Source organism: Enterococcus sp. AZ141 (genome assembly GCF_051714385.1).
Classification (GTDB): Bacteria; Bacillota; Bacilli; order Lactobacillales; family Enterococcaceae; genus Enterococcus_D; species Enterococcus_D entomosocium.
This window is the reverse complement of record NZ_JBIORT010000001.1, coordinates 3,367,978-3,390,434: the sequence shown is the minus strand read 5'-3', so window position 1 is coordinate 3,390,434 and position 22,457 is coordinate 3,367,978. Positions and strand designations below refer to the sequence as shown.

The window sequence follows — 22,457 nt, the reverse complement described above, 5'->3', positions numbered from 1 at the left end:
ATGTTGATCGCACTTTGGGCACAAGATCAAAAGGGTTTGATCGGAGCGGATGGCACACTGCCGTGGCATTTGCCGAATGATTTGAAATTTTTTAAAGAGCAAACCATCAATAATACGATTATAATGGGGCGCAAAACCTTTGAAGGCATGGGAAAAAGATTACTGCCGCAGCGTACGACGATCGTTTTGACAAGTGATCCACACTATCAAGCCAACGGCGCGTTAGTGATGCATGACCGAGAGGAAATCTTAGCGTATGTGAAGCAACAAGAGCATCCCGTTTTTTTAACTGGTGGAGCGGGTGTTTTTGAAGCGATGATTGACGATTGCGATCAATTGTACCGTACAGTGATCGCTGCGGAATTTAACGGAGATGTGTATTTCCCAGAGATTGATTGGGCGCAATGGAAACTTGATCATGTGATCGATGGGATCGTCGATGAAAAGAACCGTTATCCCCATCAATTTGAATTTTATCATAGAAAATAAAAGAACAGGAAGCTTTCTGCAGCGAAAGTTTCCTGTTCTTTGTTTGTAAGCAATGCTTCATTTTTAGGTATACAACAAGACGGAGAAGTACATCAGTCCAGCACCTAACATAACGAATAAGTGCCAAACCACATGCATGAATCGAACGGATTTTAAACTATAGAATAGCGCACCTACAGTATAAGAAACACCACCGCTTGCTAGTAAAAATGTTCCCCAGTAGCCTAAATGTTCGATCAGAGGTTTAAAGGCGACGACACATAGCCAGCCCATGATGATGTAGATCAGGGTGGAGATTTTTGAGACAGTCTCTTTTTTATGAAGAGTCAGTGACTTATAAACGATGCCGCTAATTGCTAGTAGCCAAATCAAGACAAAGAGTGACCAGCCAAGCCAGCCTTGGATACTAAGCAAGCAAAAAGGTGTATAGCTTCCGGCGATCAGCAAGAAAATGGAGGCATGATCAAAGACTTGGAAGACCTTTTTTGCTTTGGTAAAAATCAAACTGTGAAATAAGGTAGAAAAGAGGAAGAGCAAAATCATCATCGACCCATAAATGGCATAGGAAACGATATGGATAGGTGACCCTAGATTTGCCCCCTTGATTAAGAGGATGACCAGTCCTGCGATACTCAGTCCTAATCCGATCCCGTGGGTTACTGCATTTAATACTTCATTGACGATCAAATATCTGCGACTAAACTTCATGTGCTGCATTCGGCACCGTCCTTTCGAATCGAAATTAGATGAAAAAAAATTTTCTCTCTGTTATACTTAGTATAAATGGTCTGTGGTTATTTTACCACGAAAAAAGACTTGATTTAAAGAGAGAGTGAATATATGATGGCAAATCTTAAAATTGTGACAGATTCTTCCAGTACGATGGAACCAAGTGTCCGTGATGCTTTGGCTATCCATGTCGTGCCTTTATCTGTAATGATCGATGGTGTCGTTTATCCAGATGATGAAACGCTGCCGGGAGAAAAATTTATGCAAATGATGGCGCAAGCCAAAGAATTACCTAAAACTAGCCAGCCGCCAATCGGTCATTTTGTAGAACTATATGATGAATTAGGCAAAGATGGCAGTGAAATACTATCGATTCATATGACCAAAGGGCTTAGCGGAACCGTGGAAGCGGCTCGTCAAGCCAGTCATTTATCAAAAGCCAAAGTCACCGTGATCGATAGTGACACGACAGACCAAGCGTTGGCTTTTCAAGTGATTAGGGCAGCAGAATTGGCTAAAGCCGGTAAGACACTAGAAGAAGTTTTACCAGAGGTGGATTTGGTGCGGGAGCATACGAAATTATTTATCGGCGTTTCAACGTTAGAAAACTTAGTAAAAGGCGGTCGTATCAGTCGTGCCAAAGGTCTTTTATCGAGTTTGCTGAACATGAAAGTGATTATGGATTTTGATCATTCAGAACTGATTCCAGTCGTCAAAGGACGTGGTGTCAAGACCTTCAATAAATGGTTTGAAGAGTTAAAAGCTGAACTGAAGAGTATGCCTAAAGTGACGAAAATTGGTATTTCTCATGCTGAAGGGTTAGAAATCACAGAACGTTTCCAAAAGGAATTAGCGGAACTATTCCCCGAGTTGGATATCCCCTTGTTGCACACGACACCGATCATCGCCACTCACACAGGTAAAGGTGCCTTTGCGATTACTTATAGTACGGAATAAAAAAGCATGTTTTCTTTCAGCGATTCGTTTAATGACGAATCGCTTTTTGGCGTATGACAAGCTGTCAGGAAGAAAAAACAAAAAAAGAAGCTGCCTTTGCTTGTCGACTCTTTGGCAGGTAGCTGTTTTCTTTCTTAAGTTTGAAGGATTGCGACTAGGAATTTTATGAGAATTTTGTTAAAATAGCAAAGATTACAAAGGAGTTTGAATACCTGTGAAATGGAAGAAATTAGTAACTTATCTACTCGTTGTGGGATTGATAGCTATTGGAACTGGCTTACTGTTTCATTTTACTGTTCCCAAAGCCCAACCATTGCTGACCCCTGTGGACAAGCTAGCAGCCAATGATTCGAAAAAATCCGCCATTGAATATCTCGCTCTTGGGGATTCCTTGACAGAAGGGGTTGGTGATGAAACAGCTCGTGGTGGCTTTGTGCCAATTTTGGCTGGGGATCTAGAGGATCGCTATGATTTGAGCAATTTGGTAACTAAAAATTATGGGGTCGCTGGTGAAAGAAGCGATCAGATTTTAAAGCGAGTGAAAAACGATGAAGACTTACGCCAAGATCTTAGTCAAGCGGATTTGATTACCTTGACTGTCGGCGGTAACGACGTACTAAAAGTGATTCAGAGCAATTTCTTCGGCTTGAGCATTGAGACGTTTACGGAACCGATGGAAGATTACCAGGAACGTTTAAAAGACTTGTTTGCTCAAATCCGCGATTTGAATAGTGATGCACCAATCTATGTCTTGGGCATCTACAATCCATTTTATCTGAATTTCCCAGAAATCACGGATATGCAGACGATCATTGATAACTGGAATAAACAAACGGAAACGTTCGTCAATCAGCAAGACAATGCCTTTTTTATTCCTATCAACGATTTGCTCTATAAAGGGTTAAGTGATGAGGTCGGTATTGCTGATACAGAAGAAGGAGAATCAGAGAAAACTGCCGAATCATCGGACACAGAACGCTTATCTGATTCATCGACGACAGCTTCGGATGAATCACAAAGCAGTACTTCAACGACAACTGACTCATCGCAAACTGTCGGGAATAATATCACAAACAATGTTTTGTATGAAGGCGATCGCTTCCATCCCAATAATCTTGGGTATCAACTGATGGCGAATGCCGTTCGCGATGAAGTGATCAAAACGCAAAATTATTGGTTGCTAGAGGAGGAAGCAAAATGAAACCAAGCGAATCAACGAAGCAGCCGGAAAAAACAGCTGCAACGAAAAAAAAATCGATCAACTACTGGAAAATTGCTTTTCTAGTGTTGGTCGGTATCCTTTTAGGCACAACGGTTTTCTTTGCTTCAAGAATTTTTCAACAGCGAGAAACCGGCTTAAATGAAAGTGCTGAACTTGTTCAACGGGAGGGCAGTCCTGTTCTGACCGTTAACAGCAACAAGAGCCAGGTCAACCAATTGATTGATTTTTATCTGTCAGATTTTCAAAAAGATCAAGAGGTCAAGTATAATTTTGAGCTAAGAAATGAGGCATTGTTGACGGGAGAGTTTCAAGTATTAGGATTTCCTATCACCTTCTATCTCTATTTTGATCCTTACGTGACCGAAGAAGGTAACGTTCAATTGAAAGCCAAAAGCTTATCAATCGGCACCTTGGATCTGCCCACCAGTGAAGTAATGAAAATGATCAAACGTAGTTTTAAATTTCCTGATTGGATCGATGTCAATGCCGATGAACAAATCATTTTGATACGTTTGGATCAATTCCGTATGCAAAATGGCTTGTTTATCAAAGCCAACAAAATCAATCTTGTGGATGATGAAATTCAAATGAGTTTATATTTACCAGCTGAAACGGAGGATGAATAATGGAACGAGCAATTTTTGCCGGTGGGTGCTTTTGGTGTATGATCCAACCCTTTGATGAATTAGAAGGGGTGCATTCAATTTTTTCCGGCTATACCGCAGGACATACCGAAAATCCGTCTTATGAAGAGGTCAAAAGCCATCAAACCGGGCATACAGAAGCAGTGGAAATCATTTTTGATCCTGAAAAAATCAGTTATGAAGACCTTTTGACGATCTATTGGCAGCAAACGGATCCGACAGATGCTTTTGGTCAATTTGAAGATCGCGGCGACAATTATCGTCCGGCTATCTTCTATTTTAATGAAGAGCAGCGGAAAAAAGCCGAAGCCAGCAAAGAGGCGCTTCAGGCTTCCGGTCGATTTACCGATCCGATCGTGACCACGATCGAACCAGCCCAACCCTTTTATTTAGCGGAAGAAGAGCACCAAGAGTATTACAAAAAGAATCCTGAGAATTTTGCTCGCAATCATGCACGTAGAGCATCCTTTTTAGAAAATCATTGGGAGCAAGAACATGCGTAAAAGTTTTTATACCTATTTAATGGCAGTCAAAGGACCGAGTCATACAGATGAGGCCCAGATCTTTGCTACTCATGCAAGTCATGATATCCAGTTTCCGAAGCACAGCGATGACTATGATGAAGTCTCTTCTTATCTGGAACTAAATGTTGATTATTTGCCATCCATGGATATTTTTGATCGTATCTGGGCAGAGTATCTCGAAAATAACAAATAAAAAAACGATTCTTCGTTTTGTATGGTTGCATAAAATCCGCAGAACGGAGCTGTTTTTTCTCAGAGAGGTGTTGTGAATGAAAGGTTTAACGACGAGCCGATATATCGTTTCTCTCGTTTGTGTCGCAATTTTGTCAGGAGGCGGTGTCTATTTATGGCAAACGGCTCAGCAAAATCAGCAGACGACGCAACCGGTGACAGAAACGACCACAGAAGCCAGCGGAATGGAGAAAATCCAGTCGCTATATGACCAAATCCTTGCGAATTATTACCAAGAAGTTGATGAGGATGCCTTGATAGAAGGTGCCCTTCAAGGGATGACTGATGCGCTAGATGATCCTTATACGACGTATTTGAACCAATCAGATGCGGATAACTTAGAACAATCACTTTCTGGAAGTTTTGAAGGGATTGGTGCTACCTTGTCGATCGTTGAAGACTATCCAGAAGTCGCACAAGCGCCGATAAAAAATACGCCTGCTGAAAAAAGTGGTCTGCGGATCAATGACCGAATCGTCAAGGTAGACGGTGAAGATACGCAGGGACAGGAATTATCTGAAGTTGTGGGAAAGATTCGTGGTGAAAAAGGGACGAAAGTCACCTTAACGATTCAACGTGATCAGGACACCTTTGATGTGGAGATCACTCGTGATGTGATCCCAATCGAAACAGTCCATGGAGAAATTGCTGAAAATAATGACACAATCGGTCGTATCGATATTACTTCCTTTGGTGAAAACACAGCAGCTGAGTTGAAAGAAACCATCACCGAACTGCGAGAAGCCGGCGCAAAGTCGTTTGTTTTGGATTTAAGACAAAATCCTGGCGGATTGCTGGACCAAGTACAGATCATGGCAAGTATGTTTTTAGAAAACGGCCAAACGATCGTGAAGTTTGCCAACAATCAAGGGGTGGTCAGTGAGACCAAAGCGAGCGAAGCATTGGATGAAGGATTCAAAGTCACAGAGCCGGTCGTTGTTTTAGTCGATGGCGGCAGTGCCTCTGCATCGGAGATTTTTGCCGCAGCCTTGCAAGAATCAGCGGATATCCCAGTTGTTGGTACAGAAACCTTCGGCAAGGGAACTGTTCAGAACGTGAAGGATCTGGGGGATAATAGTGAATTAAAAATGACGGTCATGAAATGGCTGACACCGGATGAAAATTGGGTCAATGATCAAGGTGTGATGCCGGATTATGAAGAGGACTATCCAGAGTATGCGTATTTCCCGCCATTACCACGGGACAATGCCTTAAAAACTGGACAATCATCAACGGCAGTCAATAACCTAAATCAATTTCTTAAAGCGTTAGGGTATGCCACTAGTGGTGATACCTTCAATGATGAGACGACAGCAGCAGTGAAGACTTTTCAAGAGGCTAATGATTTAAAAGTGACTGGGGAAGTCGATGCAGACACTGCCCAAGCGATCGAAAAAGAAGTAACGGAGAAACTCAAAGCAGAGGACCCAGCATATTTAAAAGCACTGTCCTTGCTTTCTGAAGAATAAACTAAGTGAAAAATTGGAGAGGAGGCAGACGTGTGGAGGCGAAAAAATTCTGGGTTGATCGTTTTTGGCTAGTAGTGAAATATGCGTTGATCGCTTTTGCAACAGCATTCTTGATTCGGGCATTCTTGTTGATCCCAGTTCCTGTTGAAGGAAATTCGATGGAAGGAACCTTAAAACAAGGAGACATGGTGGTCATTGAGAAGATTTCGCCCATCCAACGTTTTGATGTCGTTGTTTTCCAGTTGCCGGATGGTTCGACCTATATCAAGCGGGTGATTGGCTTACCGGGTGAGTCAGTAAAATATGTCAATGATCAGCTTTACATTGATGATGAACCGGTAGATGAAGATTTTCTAGTGAAGAACCGCAGCAATGATCACGAGTCTGTCTCTTACACCAATGACTTTGATTTGGAATCTTTATTAGGTGTTGAGAAGTTAGGGAAAGATAGTTACTTTGTCATTGGAGACAATCGACGTGCCTCCAAAGATAGCCGTTCCTTTGGACCAATATCAGGAGAGGCCATTTTAGGCAATGCTCGTTTTGTTTATTATCCATTGACTCATATTCGATTGATTTAGTTTGTGTAAAATCAATAAATAATTAAATAATGAATCCCCCCCTTGGAATTATCCGTTGATTCCAAGGGGGGATTTTGTCTAGCTTTTTATTCTTTTTCCAAAGGGAAATGGTTAGCATCGAAAAAAGCGTTTGTTTAGTCACTAATTGCTGTTAATTTTTTTATTTTTTCATTAAAAGCATTCGATAGTTTCTGACATAAATTCGTTTCAAAATCACGATAGCGACAAAAATCAATGATCGCCGAGTTTTCTTCGGTTGTAAAAGGGGGTAAAAGCTGTGGTGAGCTCAAAATATAAAAGTCAAAAGGTTCTTCAGTTGGCAGCGTGATCCGTTCAATTTCAACGTAGGGCAACCGTTCACATATATTAAAAACTTCCATGGAAACCAAGTAGTTAGATACATAGACAAAAGCAACTTTAAGTTTATATTTTTGTTCCTTTTCAATGTAAATGGGATAAAGCAAACAGGCTTGATAAAAAGCAAGATCGGTATAACAGGTTTTTAACCACTCATAACCTTTACGATTTGCTATTTTACGCCAAAAACTTTGAATGGTATTTGTCAAAATCGTATGTAATGGGTATTTATCCTTAATGACATTTGCTTCGAAAAAATTCGAAAGGGGGACTTTTTGCTTAAATATACAGAACTTCAACAACGTAAGATATGTATTCATATAAAGGAACGACTGATGGTCGAAGTCAAAATCACAGAGAAATTTTTGGCAATGTTCTTCAAACTCAGTCATCAGCTCTTTTAATTCTAGCTTTTCGTGATTGTAACAATCCGTTACAATCGGAAGACGCACATCTTTGGCAGAAGTCAGCATCGGCCAGTAATAAAAAAGAAAGAACAAAGAATTGATCTCAAGAATGTCTATTGCTGAATCAATGATCATAAAGAAAGCAGAGAAGAAATCAAGCTTTTCACCACTGGGGATAAATGATCGGTTCGTTAACTGATAAAGATTTGTCTTGTGACCATCCTTTAAACGAAACAGACAAATCTTGCAATGAAGTAAGGCTTCTTTTTTGCCAATTTCATACTTGCTTTTGTATTTCGTTCCTTCATAGGTAACAAAAAGCTCTTCGATCTCTTGGTCAAAGGCCTTCACCAAACTATCCCCTAAAGAAATGTGCCAGATAAAATTAAACAATAAGATGCGAATCACCATCTCTGAACCGATAAGCGTCATGGCGGATTGATTTAAGGTTACGTTAAATTCCTTTAAATGATCCTGAAGCTTTTTCGTTTGTCGGAAACAAGTCGAACGACTGATATAGTTTCTTTGGCAAAATGCCAGCAAACTTTCATCTTGATTGGTCAAGATACTTAACAACATTTTATAAGAAATACTTTCTTGGGCTAAAAACTGCTGATATTGATTGTATTCAATCAAATTTTTAGGGAGACTAAGGGTGTTTTTATGTAATGAAAGATTTACTGGGGAGAGGTTTTGCAGGTCCTCTTGGATCGAGGAAAGTAAACTTTTCAATCTCGTTGCACTTAAATGGGTCAGATTTTTCACGAACTCTATGTTGTATTCACCCGGAGCAATTGATAGTAGTTTTCCGTAGAGTCCGATTTTGTCTAATGCTCGGGTATCTAAGAGTATTTTTTCAATCAAATGATCACCTTCTTATTTTATTAATAACTTATTTATATTACTGTGTAAAGACACGTCTCAAAACTTTTGCTTTTTTTTAGAAAAACTGAGACAAATTTTTGCCAGAGCTGTCTCATAAAGAACAAAAATAGAAATCGCATGTGAAAAACGCTAGTTTTTTTTAGTTATTAAATAACGTTGGTTAATTGGTTACGCTTTGAAATAAAAAACTTTTTTTATTTATGAATAACTACAGATGCGTAAATTTTTCCTGTTTTTCAGAAAATAAAAAAAAGAGGTGTCTTTCGCTTCTTTCTTGTATCATCAGCTTGTAATTTTTGATTCTTTGAAAGGAGGTCTTTTTATGTTTTTGACAAAGAGACACCACTGGTTCTCTTTCATTTTCTGTATGTTAGGGGGGATATTATTTTTCATTTATTCGAGTTTGCAAACAAATGGGACAGCAAGTGCACAAGAAGAAAATACGATCGCTATTACCGAAACGGAGCAGATCAAGCTGACAGGTCAACGGGAGGGCAATCAATTTACTTTACGATATCAGCTATCACAAAAAAACAAACAGCAACGCATCTGGCTACAATTATATGCACTTGATGAAACAAAAGAACAACCGCTAACGAAAACGAACAACAAAGAGATGGTTTTTATTGAGGATGAATCCGCGCAGTCTTGGCTAACAACACAAGACTTCTTGCAAACACCCTGTGAACAAGAAGTAACGTTTCAACTACCTAGTGAAACAAAAAAACTGAAGTTGGCGATTCAGATTGAAGAATATGATCACGAAAATCAAGAATCGCACAAATTGGCGTCTTTGGATGAATTGATAGTTGACATTCCGCTTGCGACAGAATCTGCTTCCTCAGATAGGGTGGAAGTCAGCTCAACTGATTCACAAGCTGCAGAAACCGGCACGGAGTCAACTTCGGAACAAGTGTCGAATGAAGACTCAAAAGGTGTTTCGAATGAAGAAACGCAGGAAGAGACAAAGGAAACAGGAACAACGACAAGTTCTTCTGAAGACGAAACACTCATTGAACCGTTTAAACAAGAACGTCTTTATCAAAAATCGACCGTTTCACAGGCTTTTGCTTCGATTGAACCAGATTATACGACAGACCAAAGCGGGACGTATCCTTCGGCTAATTGGACAATTGATGAAAAGAGCAATGTCTTAAATCATCAGGGGAACAAAGATGCAGGCGAAACCTGGGATGGCGTAGCTACATGGAATGGTGATCCAGAAAATTTGATCAACTCGTATATTGAGTATGGTGGTGTGGGAGATGAAGCGGATTTTGCTTTACGGAAATTTGCAAAAGAGACGAATACTCCAGGACTGTTTGATGTCTACCTAAATGTACGAGGGAATGTTCAACGCCAAATTGATCCGATCGATGTTGTGTTGGTAGTGGATTGGTCAGGGAGTATGAATGAGATGGGACGCATCACTGAAGTAAAAAAAGGTGTGGATCGCTTTTTGAATCAAATTGAAGGAAGCGGCATTCAAGACAGTGTTTACATGGGCTATGTCGGTTATTCCAGTGATGGTAACAATTACCAAAACAAAACCTGCCAGTTAGGAAAATTTTCTGAAGTCAAAGAGACGATCCGAACGATGACGCCAGAAACAGCAGCTGGGGGGACCTTTACCCAAAGAGGGCTGCGCCAAGCTGGGGATATGCTATCAACGCAAAATGGACATAAGAAAGTCATCGTTTTGCTAACAGATGGCGTGCCGACCTACAGTTATCATGTGTCCAAAGTGCATACACAAGCAGATGGTAGTTATTATGGAACCGCCTTTTCTCTTTCTCAAGACCAGCCGATGAATACTTCACATCTCTACAACGGGTATTTTGCATCTGATCAGTACGGTAACTCTAAATGGATCAACAATACGTTTGTCGCCACGATCGGTGAGGCGATGGCGTTAAAAGAGCGCGGGATTGAGATTCACGGATTGGGGATTCAACTGCAAGGGGATCAAACAGCTGGGTATACAAAGGCCGATGTTGAGAACAAAATGAGACAGATGGTTTCTGCTGATGAAGAGGGGCATCTTTATTATGAGTCAGCCAATGAAGCAGCGGATATTGCCGACTATCTCGAGAAAAAAGCCCTTCATATTTCGGCGACAGTCACTGATGGAGAGATTACTGACCCCATTTCGCAACCATTTTTATACGAAGAAAATAGCTTGTCCATCAAAAGTGTCGGTTCTGCTGCTCTAACGGTGCAGCCTGAGGTCACGATATCTGACAATACACTCAATGCTTCTGGTCTTTATTTAGGCGAAGGACAGGAACTGCAAATTCATTATCAAGTGCGGATTCAAACGGAAGCAGCGGATTTTAAACCAGATACTTGGTATCAAATGAATGGAGAAACGGTGTTTTATCCGAATCATCAGTCCGATCAAAAGGCATTGTTTGGTGTGCCTTCTGCCAAAGCACCTGGGAAAGAGTTGACGATCAAAAAAGTCTGGGAGGAATACGATGGCGATACGTCAAGTCGCCCAGAATCTGTCTATTTTGAAATAAGCAGAAGCCCAGTTACTAGCAAGGAGAGCTGGCAAACAGGATATCTCAAACTTACTGAGACCGATGCACAAGATCAGACAAGTTGGGAACGAAGCAAGGTTTCCGCGGTTTCTGAAAAGGATGGAACGGATTACGAAGAAACCCGTCTACTGCCGCTTTATAACAATCAAGGAGAAACGTTTAATTATCAAGTCACAAATGAACTGGCAGTATCAGGCTACGAGTCGACAAGAGTGGACGTTTCTACATGGAAAAACACAAAGACGTTTGTGCCCCTCGCATTAAATCTGATCAAAAAATCCGCTGTAGGAGAGGTGAAGCTGACAGGTGCTGTTTTTGAATTGACGGGCGCTGGAAAGACAGTAACCCTTGTGGATCAAGGGGATGGAACGTACGGGCTGCCAGCAGATACTACGTTGCAAAAAAGTCAGACGTATCGTTTAAAGGAAGTCACTGCACCGGCGGGACATCATTTGGCTAAGCAAACAGAGTGGCTGATCCATATTGATGAGCAAGGGCATGCGACGATTGATGGACAACCTGTCACACTGGTCGAGCATACGATTATCCTGGAGATTACCAATCCGTTTACAGAAATTCCAGTCGCTATTCGAAAATATACGTTGCAAAATGAGCAGCAAGTATTGTTAGCAGGCGCTGTCTTTTCTCTGCAACAAAAAACAGCAGGAGGGGATTATCAAGAAATCGCCTCAGAAACGTCGGATGATGTTGGGATGGCTGAATTTACGATCCTTGAGCCTGGCGCTTATCGTATCTCAGAAACAGCCGGTCCGCTCGGATATGATACGGTTGCCGGTGACTATGAATTTGTCGTTGGTACAGACGGAAAAATCCAGTATCAAGGGGAAAATGTCGACGGGGATGCCAACTGTTGGACCCTTACCCATGGCAATCAGTTAAAACCTTTTGATTTGGTGGTCAATAAACAGGATGAACTGGGACAAGCACTTGAGGGGGCAAAATTCCGGCTAAGTGGAAACGGACGGACTGTCGAACTGCCTGAAAACGGAGAAGCACTAGCGGTATTTCACTTCCAAGATCTCACACCCGGCAGCTATACCTTGGAAGAAACTGGTACACCCGCAGGCTATGCAGGTTTAACAGCACCTGTCCAAATCAAGATTGAAGAGGATGGTCAGGTCTTTATCGATGAAGAACGACTACCGAATCTTCTTGTTTCTGGAGAAAAGAACAATCAAATAGAATTGATCGTAACCAATCAAGTGAAAGTGTCTCTTCCTGAAACCGGAGGGAATTGGCATGGATGGATGGTCATTCTTTCAGCAAGTCTGCTAGTCCTTTTAGCTGGTAGCTATTTGCACGTTAAGCGCAAAGATAAGCCTTCATTAAAGTAATTTTTCCATTAGCGAATGAAAAACGAAAAAAAATTTAGAAGAGAGGAAAGAACAATGAAAAAGATTTTTAATCATACGAAAATGGTTTGTCTCCTATTTTTACTTTTGCCATTTGTCTTTTTTGGAACAAAAAATCAGCAAGTGTCTGCAGAGAGCAATTTGGCACAGATCCATCTCCATAAAAAGAAAATGGTCAATCTGCCAGGTTCATTGATTCAAAATAGTGGGACTGAGATGGAAGAGTTTGATCAATACCAAGGCTTAGCCGATGTCACTTTTTCTGTCTATGATGTGACAGCAGCATTTTATGAAAAACGATCTGCAGGGGCATCCGTTGAAGAAGCCAAGCGTCAAGTTCAAACCTTGACGTCTGGTTCCCCTATAGCTAGCGGAAAAACAGATGCAGCCGGTGATTTGGTTTTTGAATTGCCGAAAAAACAAGCCGATCGGGATGCAGTTTACACCATTGTAGAAGCCCCTAAAGACGGCGTTACAACTGCTGAGAATATGGTGATCGCCTTTCCCGTATATGAAATGATCCAACAAGCTGATGGCTCATATGTTTATGGAGAAGAAGAGCTAGACACGATCCATCTTTATCCGAAAAATATCGTCACAAATGAAGGAACGCTCCTTGTGAATAAGCGAGGAACGGGGGAAAACGAACCACTGAATGATGCGGAATTTGTTGTTTCAAAGCAAGAAGGACGCGAAAATACCAAGAAATACATTTTAAGTGCAGCCGATGGACTTTATACATGGACAACTGACAAACAGGCAGCGTACCGTTTTTTGACAGGCAAACAATATGCTGCTGGAGACGCTGGTATCGATGTGAGTGAGAACCAAAAAGGACAGCTAAAGATTGCGCAACTAGAAACAGGCGCCTATCAATTAGAGGAAACGAAAGCCCCAAGTCAAGCCGCCTTAATCGAGGAAGAAAGAATCAAGGATTTCTCGATTGATTCAGGAAGTAACGTTACTGTTGAGCTAACAATCAAGAATGACACAACAAATGTTACAAAAACAACACCACAATTAGACGGCAAAGACGTGGAGATCGGCGAAAGAATCCAATATCACCTAACGGTCAATATCCCATCAGGTATTCAAGATAAAGTAGGATCAGAAAACAAATACAAACATTTTCAATTGATCGATGCCCATGATCCAGCATTAACTTTTGAAAATACAGCTGAAGGAGAAACGGGCTATGCGTTGTATGATGGAGAGCAGAAAATCGATGCGACGAATTACCAAGTAACGGAAAAAGAGCCTGGCTTTACGGTAACTATCAATCCAGAATTCGTGCCGCAATTAACGCCGGGAAATCAATTGCGCTTTGTGTATTATATGTATTTAAATGAACAGGCTATGCCTATTAATGGCTTTACGAATAAAGCAAATGTAGAAACGGATTTCATGACGGATCAAACGCCTCCAAGCGTGGAAGTTTTGACAGGGGGCAAACGGTTCTTAAAAGTCGATGGGGCTGTGACCGCTACCGAAGCATTGGCAGATGCAGTTTTTGTTGTACGGGATCAAGACCGTGATGATGCCAACTACCTGAAAATCGAAGAAGGAACCAAACAGGTATCTTGGGTGCAAACAGCGGATGAAGCGACGAAATTTACCACAGGGACAGATGGATTAGTTGATATCATCGGGTTAAAATTTGGCACCTACTATTTGGAAGAAGTAAAAGCACCAAAAAATTATGTACTGCTAACAAATCGCATCGCTTTTGAAGTACATGAAACGTCTTATGGAACGAAAGAGCAATTGGGAGATCCAGAAAAAGTCCCTAACCGCCGCAAAGGAACCTTACCGGCAACTGGTGGTGCCGGCACGTATTTAATGGGCGCCATCGGAGTGGTGATCGTTGGTTTAGCTGGGTGTTATTTTGTTAAACGGAAAAAAGGGTAAGTAAATGAGATGAAAATGCACGATGACAATCAAAAGGAAAAGAAATGGCACGAAAGTACCTACTCAAAAAGTGACTTTGTTGGATGTTCTAATGGGTATTCTGCTGCTGCTAGGTGTTCTGATCATCAGTTATCCTTTTGTAAGTAATCAGCTCAACACCTTTTTGGATCAACAGTTGATCAGCTACTACCAAAGCCAAGCTAAAAAAATGAGTGAAATAGAAAAACAACAAAAAAGGAACCAGTTGGAACGAGTAAATCAAGAGCTGGCACAGCATCCCAGCAATCCTGGAATCAAAGAAACGCAAGATTTATCAGAAACAAGGGACTCAGAATCAGGCGATACACCTGATTACTATGAACGACATACGATCGGCGTTTTAAAGATCCCCGTGATTGGTGTCGCTCTCCCGATTTTTGATCAAACCACCGATACGTTGTTAAAAAGAGGAGCAACATTATTGGAGGGCGCTTCGTATCCAATAGGTGGTGAAGATACCCATGCAGTTTTGTGCGGACACCGTGGGTTAACGAGTGCAACCCTCTTTACGGATCTGCCTAAGCTGCAGATCGGCGATGAGTTTTATATCGAAACGTTTGATGATACGTTGGCGTATCAAATAGATCAGATTAAAACGGTCGCCCCTGATGATACCGAAGCACTAAAAATTGTCAAAGGCAGTGATTATGTCACCTTACTAACCTGCACACCCTATATGGTCAATAGCCATCGTTTATTGGTTCGCGGCAAAAGGGTTCCTTACAATGAAGAAAATGAAACAAATGCCGCAAAAAAAGCAAACCAGCAGGATTTGTGGGTGCTGCTAGTTGTAAGCACCACACTATTACTACTCCTGCTGGTGATTAGCAAAATCAAAAGAAAAAAACAGCATGATTTGATCACTCCCAGTGATAAGAAGCAAAGATAGCAGGTTTTCCTCTAGATCCACTAGAAAATGACTTGTTAACCTTACTCAGAACGAAACATGTCGTTTGAAATATGGTACAATAACGAAGATAAAAGGTAGTAAAAAGCAGTCGGTCTAATGGTAAAGGTGTCAGAAAAAAGGAAGAATGAGTGGGTAGACAAGCTTTTTCCAACCACTTCCCCAAAATTAAAAAGCGAGAAAGCGCGTATGACGCATGAGAATCGCGCTGAAAGCTTTACCTATGCACGAGGTTGGAACAAGAACATTGTCCTAAAGCAATTTTAGCAAAATGCCCAGTGTGACTAGTTTCTCTGATGGTTTTAGAGCAAATAGTCCTCGTTCTTGTTAGGTATATACTGCATGGATTTAGACACTACTGTCTTTTTACCAATTCGAAGAAGTACCAAGGAGGAAAACGTTCAAATGACCATTCAATGGTTTCCAGGCCATATGGCGAAAGCCAGACGTGAAGTAAGTGAGAAATTAAAATTCGTGGATATCGTTTTTGAACTCGTGGACGCACGCTTGCCGATCTCATCCCGCAACCCCATGCTGGACCAATTATTACAGCAAAAACCACGATTGATCTTGATCAATAAAGCGGATTTAGCAGATCCCGTTCAAACCAAAAAATGGGAGCATTATTTCCAAGCACAAGGCTATTTAGCCTTGGCGATCAACGCCCAAGACAATCAAGGCGTCAAAGCCATTGTCCCGACGGCTAAGCAAGTCTTGAAGGAAAAAATCGCTCGTGACAAAGCCAGAGGATTGAAGCCCCGTGCGATTCGAGCGATGGTGATTGGCATTCCGAATGTCGGAAAATCAACCTTGATGAACCGTTTAGTAGGGAAGAAAATTGCTCAGACGGGTAATAAACCCGGCGTGACCAAAGGACAGCAATGGCTGCGTTTTGGGACTGATCTAGAGCTGCTAGATACGCCTGGGATCTTATGGCCAAAATTTGAAGATCCTGAGATTGGTAAAAAATTGGCATTGACGGGGGCTATTAAAGATCAGCTGATCCATTTGGATGATATCGCATTGTATGGACTTGATTTTTTTGCCCGCTATTATCCTGAAAGAATCGCCAATCGTTACCAACTAAAGGCGGAGGAAGAGGCGTTGTTAGCGCCAGACCTGTTGATGAAAATCACTGAAAAACGTGGGTATAAAGATAACTATGATCGAGGAAGCGAGCTTGTTGTCTTTGACATTCGGCAAGGAAAATTAGGCCGTTATACACTAGATCGAGTGGAGGAAATGGAAAGCCAAGATGAAACAACCGATTAAGTCAATCAAAGAGCGATTATTTGATCCAACATTTAATGACCTGGCATTTTTACAGGAATTGCAGGCAGATGAACGCGCGGGGGTCCAAAAGCTACTGCAACAATATGAGAAACAATTAGTTAAACAGCAGCTTTTGCAGGAGAAATACGAAGAAATGATGCGTTTTGAAAACGAAGCATTTCAACAAGGTGCCCGTTTTATCGCCGGTTTAGATGAAGTGGGGCGTGGACCATTAGCAGGACCCGTGGTGTCAGCTGCGGTCATTCTGCCTAAAGAATGTCAGATCTTAGGTCTGAATGATTCAAAACAGCTTTCTGCGAAGAAAAGAGAAGAACTGTTTATCGAAATTCAAAATAAAGCCGTGGCTGTCGGTATCGGTGTGGTTAGTCCTGAAGAAATCGATCGGATAAATATCTATCAAGCGAGCCGCCTGGCGATGAAAGAAGCTTTGATCGACTTAGCGGTCAAGCCGGAACATTTGCTCATTGATGCGATGACCATCGAGACCGACATCCCTCAACAAAGCTTGATCAAAGGCGATGCCCGCTCCATTTCGATTGCCGCAGCAAGTATCATTGCCAAAGTCTATCGTGACAATTTAATGAAAGATTTTCATGATGTGTATCCTTTTTATGGGTTTGATCAAAATGCTGGGTATGGGACCAAAGTTCATTTAGAAGGGTTAGCTGCCCATGGAATTTGCCCTATTCATCGAAAAACCTTTGCCCCAGTTAAACAATACCTATAAATTTCATCCATCCCTCTTTTTTTAGCGAATCTTATAAGTAAGATCACTAAGAAAAGAGGGCTTTGTTTATGAAATATCAACAAGCAACAGATTTTGAAAAACAGTTGATAAAACTGTACTACTGTCAGGGAATCGGTCTGCAAGGTTGCTGGAAGATTATTTGGCATTGGCTGGAAACAAAAGAAATGCGTTGTTCGTTGGAAGAGATGATTGCCATCGGCGTCCTTCCACAGCATAGGACGGTCTTTCGCCGATCGTGGGAGCAAATGACAGAAGAGCATATCACACAAAAGATGGGGGGACAAAACTACCTCACCTTCTTTTCAGCGGAGTATCCGATGCTTTTAAGACAAATTGCGGACCCACCATTATTACTATTTTACGAAGGAAATCTGCAATTGTTGCAAACGCCCATGATTGGATTTGTCGGCGCAAGAACAGCTTCTCGCTACGCGCGTAAAGTTTGCGAAAAGCTGATCCCGCCTTTAGTGACAGAAAACTATACGATCGTCAGTGGATTAGCAAATGGCGTCGACAGTTTTGCCCATGAATCAGCCATCAGAAATCGGGGACAAACCATTGCCGTGATTGCTTCTGGTTTGGAACATTGTTATCCTACTTCTGCGTATCCGTTGTTCCAGCAGATTCGTCAAGAACATCTAGTACTGAGTGAATATTCTCAGGACACCAAACCGCAAAGACATCACTTCCCCTTACGCAATCGCATCATTGCCGGTATTTCAAAAGCAATCTGTGTGATTGAAGCTAAAGAAAGAAGCGGTTCTTTGATTACGGCACAATTAGCAATGGAAAATGGCCGAGAAGTTTTTGCAGTGCCTGGTGAAATGATTTCCGATCAGTCAAAAGGTTGTCACCACTTGATTCAAGATGGCGCAAAATGTACGATTAGTGTGTCAGATATTTTACAGGAGTTAGCCTTTTTTTGATTTTTCCAATCAACCTTCCTTGACAAACCTTTTCTTGAAAGCTATGATAAGCTACGATTTGTATGTTTCATCTGCATACGATAGGTTCACTGATTGATAGAATATAATAGTAGGAAAAATTCAGGAAGGAGCCATTCTTTATATGGCATATAAATATTTAGTAATCGTGGAATCGCCGGCAAAGGCGAAAACCATTGAAAAATACCTTGGACGAAATTACAAAGTCGTCGCAAGTGTCGGTCATATTCGTGATCTTCCTAAAAGTAAAATGGGAATTGATGTCGAAAATGACTACGAACCGCATTACATTTCGATCCGTGGCAAGGGCGATGTGATCAAAAGTCTCCGCTCAGCTGCGAAAAAAGCCGAAAAAGTCTACCTCGCAAGTGACCCGGATAGAGAAGGAGAAGCTATTGCGTGGCATTTAGCTTTTCTACTAGGGTTAGATTTAAAAGATAAAAACCGAGTCGTCTTTAATGAGATCACTAAGGATGCGGTCAAGGCAGCTTTCAAAGAACCAAGAACGATCGATGTAGATCTCGTTGACGCTCAACAAGCGCGCCGGATTTTAGATCGATTGGTGGGGTATTCATTGAGCCCGATCCTTTGGCGTAAAGTGAAAAAAGGCTTGAGTGCTGGCCGTGTTCAATCGGTGGCGCTTAAGATTATTATAGATCGTGAAAAAGAGATCCGTGAGTTTGTTCCTGAAGAATATTGGAGCATCGATGGGAACTTTAAAAAAGCCACGAAAAAATTCAAAGCCAATTTTTGGGGCCTAGATGGCAAAAAGAAAAAATTACCGAATGCTGAAAGCATAAAAGAAATCACCGATCGTCTTTCTAGTAAAGAGTTTCAAGTGACGAAGGTTGAAAAGAAAGAACGCAAACGCAACCCGGCGGCACCGTTTACCACCAGTAGCTTGCAACAAGAAGCAGCCCGTAAACTGAACTTTCGAACGCGGAAAACCATGATGGTCGCACAGCAGCTCTATGAAGGGATCGCTCTTGGTAAACAAGGAACCGTTGGTTTGATCACCTATATGCGTACCGATTCGACCCGAATCGCAGACACAGCCAAAGGCGAAGCGGCCGAATTTATTGAAAGTACTTATGGTTCAGAGTTCTCGGCGCACGGTGGCAAAAAACGCGCGAATGCACAAGGGGCACAAGATGCCCATGAAGCGGTAAGACCAACAAGTGTGATGCGTACGCCAGAAGCCATGGAGAAATTCTTAGACAAAGACCAACTGAAACTGTATCGCTTGATCTGGTCTCGCTTTGTGGCTAGTCAAATGACGCCGGCGATTTTGGATACAATGAAAGTTACCTTGGATCAAAATGGTGTCATCTTTATTGCCAATGGTTCAAAGATCAAATTTAAAGGGTTTATGCAGGTCTATGTGGAAGGGCGCGATGATGGCAAAGAAGACAAAGAGAACATTTTGCCAGAGTTAGTTGAAGGAGATGTGGTCCAATCCGTATCGATCGAACCAAAACAGCATTTCACTCAACCACCTGCCCGCTACAGTGAGGCCACCTTGATCAAAACCCTTGAAGAGAACGGTGTGGGTCGTCCTTCAACTTATGCACCAACGTTGGAAACAATCCAACGACGTTATTATGTGAAATTGACACAAAAACGTTTTGAGCCAACTGAACTTGGTGAGATCGTCAATTCATTGATCGAGGAATTCTTCCCGCAAATCGTTGATATGCATTTTACTGCTGAAATGGAAAATAGCTTGGATAGCATTGAAGCTGGGAAAGAAGAATGGGTCAAAGTCGTCGATCAATTCTACCGTCCCTTTGAAAAAGAATTGACGACCGCAGAAGAAAGTATCGAAAAAATCCAAATCAAAGACGAACCTGCAGGCTTTGACTGTGATCTTTGTGGACATCCAATGGTGATCAAATTAGGTCGCTACGGAAAATTTTATGCCTGTAGTAATTTCCCTGACTGTCGCAACACGAAACCAATCGTCAAAGAAATCGGCGTTGAGTGCCCGGTCTGTCACCAAGGCCAAGTTGTTGAACGAAAATCGAAAAAAAATCGGTTGTTTTATGGATGTACCCGTTATCCGGACTGTGACTTTACTTCTTGGGACAAACCTGTAGGCCGTAATTGTCCGAAATGTGATAATTACTTAGTCGAGAAGAAAGTCAAAGGCGGCAAGCAAGTCGTGTGTATCAATGGGGACTATGAAGAAAATGTGCAAAAATAACTAGCAGGATTCCCTGTTAAAAAAAGAATCGGCGCATTCTTTTGAACGGTCAGCCTCGATGTTGGCTGACAAAAGAAAGTGCCGGTCCTTTTGATTAATACAAGCAGTTTCTTATGAGAAGAGGCGAGCTTTTGAAATAAAAGGAGAGCACTATGAAAGAAATCAATGTTATTGGTGCCGGTTTAGCCGGAAGCGAAGCTGCTTGGCAAGCAGCGCAAGCAGGTGTCGCAGTAAAGCTTTATGAAATGCGTCCTAAGAAATCGACAGAAGCCCATCACACAAATAATTTTGCTGAACTTGTTTGTACGAATTCACTTCGGGGCAACAATTTAACGAATGCGGTCGGTGTTTTGAAAGAAGAAATGCGCCGCTTAGATTCAGTCATTATTACCTCTGCAGACAAAACAGCTGTTCCAGCAGGGGGTGCTTTAGCTGTGGATCGTGATGATTTCTCAGAGTTAGTAACCAAACGTGTAAAAGAACATCCTTTAGTCACTGTCATCGAAGAGGAGATCACTGAAATTCCAGAAGGGATTACCGTGATTGCAACTGGACCTTTGACTTCTGAACCTTTATCAAAAGCGATCCAAGCTTTTAACGGATCAGAAGGATTTTATTTCTATGACGCAGCAGCACCGATCGTCGATAAATCCACCATCAATATGGATAAAGTTTATTTGAAATCACGCTACGACAAAGGCGAAGCAGCCTATCTGAACTGTCCAATGAACGAAGAGGAGTTTTATGCGTTTCGTGAAGCTTTAGTCAATGCGGAAGTGGCCCCTTTGAAAGAATTCGAAAAAGAAAAATTCTTTGAAGGATGTATGCCAATCGAAGTTATGGCTGGCCGTGGACCGAAAACTATGTTGTTTGGTCCGATGAAACCCGTTGGTTTGGAAGATCCGAAAACCGGCAAGCGTCCTTATGCAGTGATTCAGCTGCGGCAAGACAATGCAGCTGCTTCTCTGTACAACATCGTTGGTTTTCAAACACATTTGAAATGGGGCGAGCAAAAGCGGGTATTCCGGATGATCCCTGGTTTGGAAGAGGCAGAATTTGTGCGCTACGGCGTGATGCATCGGAATAGTTTTATGAATTCACCAGAGTTGTTACAACAAACGTACCAATCGAAAAAACGTGAAGACCTCTTTTTTGCTGGTCAGATGACAGGCGTTGAAGGGTATGTTGAAAGTGCAGCCAGTGGATTGATGGCCGGGATCAACGCTGCCAAACTTGCAAAAGGGGAAGCGCCGATCATTATGCCACAAGAGACGACAATTGGCAGTATGGCGTATTATATCACTCATGCAGAAGGCAAACACTTCCAACCGATGAATGCCAACTTTGGTTTGCTGCCAGAACTTCCAGAACGAATCAGAGATAAAAAATCTCGTTATGAAGCATTGGCAAACCGGGCATTAGCTGCCTTAGAAGAAGCCAAAGAACAACTATAAGAGCGATGAGTCATCACCTTCTTACTAATAAATGGTAAGAAGGTTTTTTTTTAATTTGTCTTGAAACTTTAATCAAGGTGACTTATGATAGACAGTAACAATGACAGAAGGTGGTGAAGATGGTGATTGGAGAATGGATTCATTTGATTCAAAACTATTTACAGCGTTTTCCTACAGTAATTCAATTTTTAGGATGGCTGATCCTGTTGGTCGGGGTCATTTTCGTTGTCTTTGTTTTATTTAGTTTGCTGTTAGGTCCCATTATGTGGCTTTACAATCGCATCACAGACAAAAACCGCAGCAATGTCATTAGTCGCAATGATTTTGTGATCGGTGAACTGACGGAAAAGATTGTCGGAGATACAATCGGCGAAGTCATGGAGATAGGGAGTCAAGGTGCACGTTCTGTTTATCCTGCACGTTTTTTTCGGGAAGAAAATCGTGAAAACAATGTTCGATTGCCAGTCGGAACCAAAGTCATCATTGTCGATTTTGATAAAAAAGGGATCGCGTTGGTGGTGGAAAGTAAAAATTTTATAGAATAGGAAGT

19 protein-coding genes are annotated in these 22,457 nt (G+C 41.8%); 17 read left to right on the top strand and 2 right to left on the bottom strand.

Features of this window, described 5'->3' with window-relative positions:
* Window positions 1-489: a dihydrofolate reductase gene (locus IGI89_RS15590; protein ID WP_008379636.1), complete on the top strand. Its 489-nt coding sequence runs from the start codon at window positions 1-3 to the stop codon at window positions 487-489.
* Between the two features lie 63 nt (window positions 490-552).
* Here IGI89_RS15590 and trhA read toward each other — a convergent pair whose 3' ends face one another.
* Window positions 553-1,206, bottom strand: a complete 654-nt coding sequence (gene trhA / locus IGI89_RS15585; RefSeq protein WP_005236874.1) for a PAQR family membrane homeostasis protein TrhA — start codon at window positions 1,204-1,206, stop codon at window positions 553-555.
* A 126-nt stretch (window positions 1,207-1,332) separates the two neighbouring features.
* On the opposite strand from trhA, the gene IGI89_RS15580 reads away from it, so the two are divergent.
* The 7 genes from IGI89_RS15580 to lepB all read left to right on the top strand — a co-directional run bounded on the left by IGI89_RS15580 (window position 1,333) and on the right by lepB (window position 6,846).
* Entirely contained in the window at window positions 1,333-2,175 is an 843-nt protein-coding gene (locus tag IGI89_RS15580) for a DegV family protein (protein WP_034872242.1), read from the top strand.
* Window positions 2,176-2,389: 214 nt separating this feature from the next.
* A complete protein-coding gene (locus IGI89_RS15575; protein ID WP_086317054.1) occupies window positions 2,390-3,376 on the top strand; it encodes an SGNH/GDSL hydrolase family protein in 987 nt (328 codons plus the stop codon).
* The gene (locus IGI89_RS15570) at window positions 3,373-4,023 is read left to right on the top strand and encodes a YpmS family protein (protein WP_005236869.1); all 651 of its coding nucleotides are present in this window, start codon (window positions 3,373-3,375) and stop codon (window positions 4,021-4,023) included. Before IGI89_RS15575 ends, IGI89_RS15570 begins: the two co-directional genes overlap by 4 nt.
* The gene (msrA, locus tag IGI89_RS15565; protein ID WP_430601528.1) at window positions 4,023-4,544 is read left to right on the top strand and encodes a peptide-methionine (S)-S-oxide reductase MsrA; all 522 of its coding nucleotides are present in this window, start codon (window positions 4,023-4,025) and stop codon (window positions 4,542-4,544) included. The genes IGI89_RS15570 and msrA overlap by 1 nt, the downstream gene beginning before the upstream one ends.
* Entirely contained in the window at window positions 4,537-4,758 is a 222-nt protein-coding gene (locus IGI89_RS15560; RefSeq protein WP_005236867.1) for a YozE family protein, read from the top strand. Before msrA ends, IGI89_RS15560 begins: the two co-directional genes overlap by 8 nt.
* Before the next feature lie 76 nt (window positions 4,759-4,834).
* Window positions 4,835-6,265, top strand: a complete 1,431-nt coding sequence (locus tag IGI89_RS15555) for a S41 family peptidase (RefSeq protein WP_430601529.1) — start codon at window positions 4,835-4,837, stop codon at window positions 6,263-6,265.
* 32 nt (window positions 6,266-6,297) lie between these two features.
* The gene (gene lepB, locus IGI89_RS15550; protein WP_086299602.1) at window positions 6,298-6,846 is read left to right on the top strand and encodes a signal peptidase I; all 549 of its coding nucleotides are present in this window, start codon (window positions 6,298-6,300) and stop codon (window positions 6,844-6,846) included.
* Window positions 6,847-6,980: 134 nt separating this feature from the next.
* Here lepB and IGI89_RS15545 read toward each other — a convergent pair whose 3' ends face one another.
* Complete coding sequence (locus IGI89_RS15545; protein ID WP_086372724.1) at window positions 6,981-8,474, bottom strand: helix-turn-helix domain-containing protein; 1,494 nt, start codon at window positions 8,472-8,474, stop codon at window positions 6,981-6,983.
* A gap of 343 nt (window positions 8,475-8,817) precedes the next feature.
* On the opposite strand from IGI89_RS15545, the gene IGI89_RS15540 reads away from it, so the two are divergent.
* From IGI89_RS15540 to IGI89_RS15500, 9 genes are all read left to right on the top strand, one after another.
* On the top strand, window positions 8,818-12,393 hold the full coding sequence (locus tag IGI89_RS15540; protein ID WP_430601530.1) for a SpaA isopeptide-forming pilin-related protein: 3,576 nt from the start codon (window positions 8,818-8,820) through the stop codon (window positions 12,391-12,393).
* Between the two features lie 54 nt (window positions 12,394-12,447).
* A complete protein-coding gene (locus IGI89_RS15535; RefSeq protein WP_438735829.1) occupies window positions 12,448-14,319 on the top strand; it encodes a SpaH/EbpB family LPXTG-anchored major pilin in 1,872 nt (623 codons plus the stop codon).
* A 22-nt stretch (window positions 14,320-14,341) separates the two neighbouring features.
* Entirely contained in the window at window positions 14,342-15,247 is a 906-nt protein-coding gene (locus tag IGI89_RS15530) for a class C sortase (protein WP_086338076.1), read from the top strand.
* Between the two features lie 423 nt (window positions 15,248-15,670).
* Window positions 15,671-16,537 (top strand): ribosome biogenesis GTPase YlqF, encoded by an 867-nt coding sequence (gene ylqF, locus IGI89_RS15525; protein ID WP_005229614.1) that lies wholly within the window; start codon window positions 15,671-15,673, stop codon window positions 16,535-16,537.
* The gene (locus IGI89_RS15520) at window positions 16,521-17,285 is read left to right on the top strand and encodes a ribonuclease HII (protein ID WP_005236834.1); all 765 of its coding nucleotides are present in this window, start codon (window positions 16,521-16,523) and stop codon (window positions 17,283-17,285) included. Before ylqF ends, IGI89_RS15520 begins: the two co-directional genes overlap by 17 nt.
* Before the next feature lie 68 nt (window positions 17,286-17,353).
* Window positions 17,354-18,232: a DNA-processing protein DprA gene (dprA, locus tag IGI89_RS15515; protein ID WP_430601531.1), complete on the top strand. Its 879-nt coding sequence runs from the start codon at window positions 17,354-17,356 to the stop codon at window positions 18,230-18,232.
* Window positions 18,233-18,374: 142 nt separating this feature from the next.
* Window positions 18,375-20,453 carry a type I DNA topoisomerase gene (gene topA, locus IGI89_RS15510; protein ID WP_008379664.1) on the top strand — a complete coding sequence of 693 codons (2,079 nt, stop codon included), beginning with the start codon at window positions 18,375-18,377 and terminating at the stop codon, window positions 20,451-20,453.
* A 152-nt stretch (window positions 20,454-20,605) separates the two neighbouring features.
* On the top strand, window positions 20,606-21,907 hold the full coding sequence (gene trmFO / locus IGI89_RS15505; RefSeq protein ID WP_016613226.1) for an FADH(2)-oxidizing methylenetetrahydrofolate--tRNA-(uracil(54)-C(5))-methyltransferase TrmFO: 1,302 nt from the start codon (window positions 20,606-20,608) through the stop codon (window positions 21,905-21,907).
* 119 nt (window positions 21,908-22,026) lie between these two features.
* Window positions 22,027-22,452, top strand: coding sequence for a hypothetical protein (locus tag IGI89_RS15500; protein WP_438735828.1), 426 nt, complete (start codon window positions 22,027-22,029; stop codon window positions 22,450-22,452).
* Window positions 22,453-22,457: the final 5 nt, after the last annotated feature.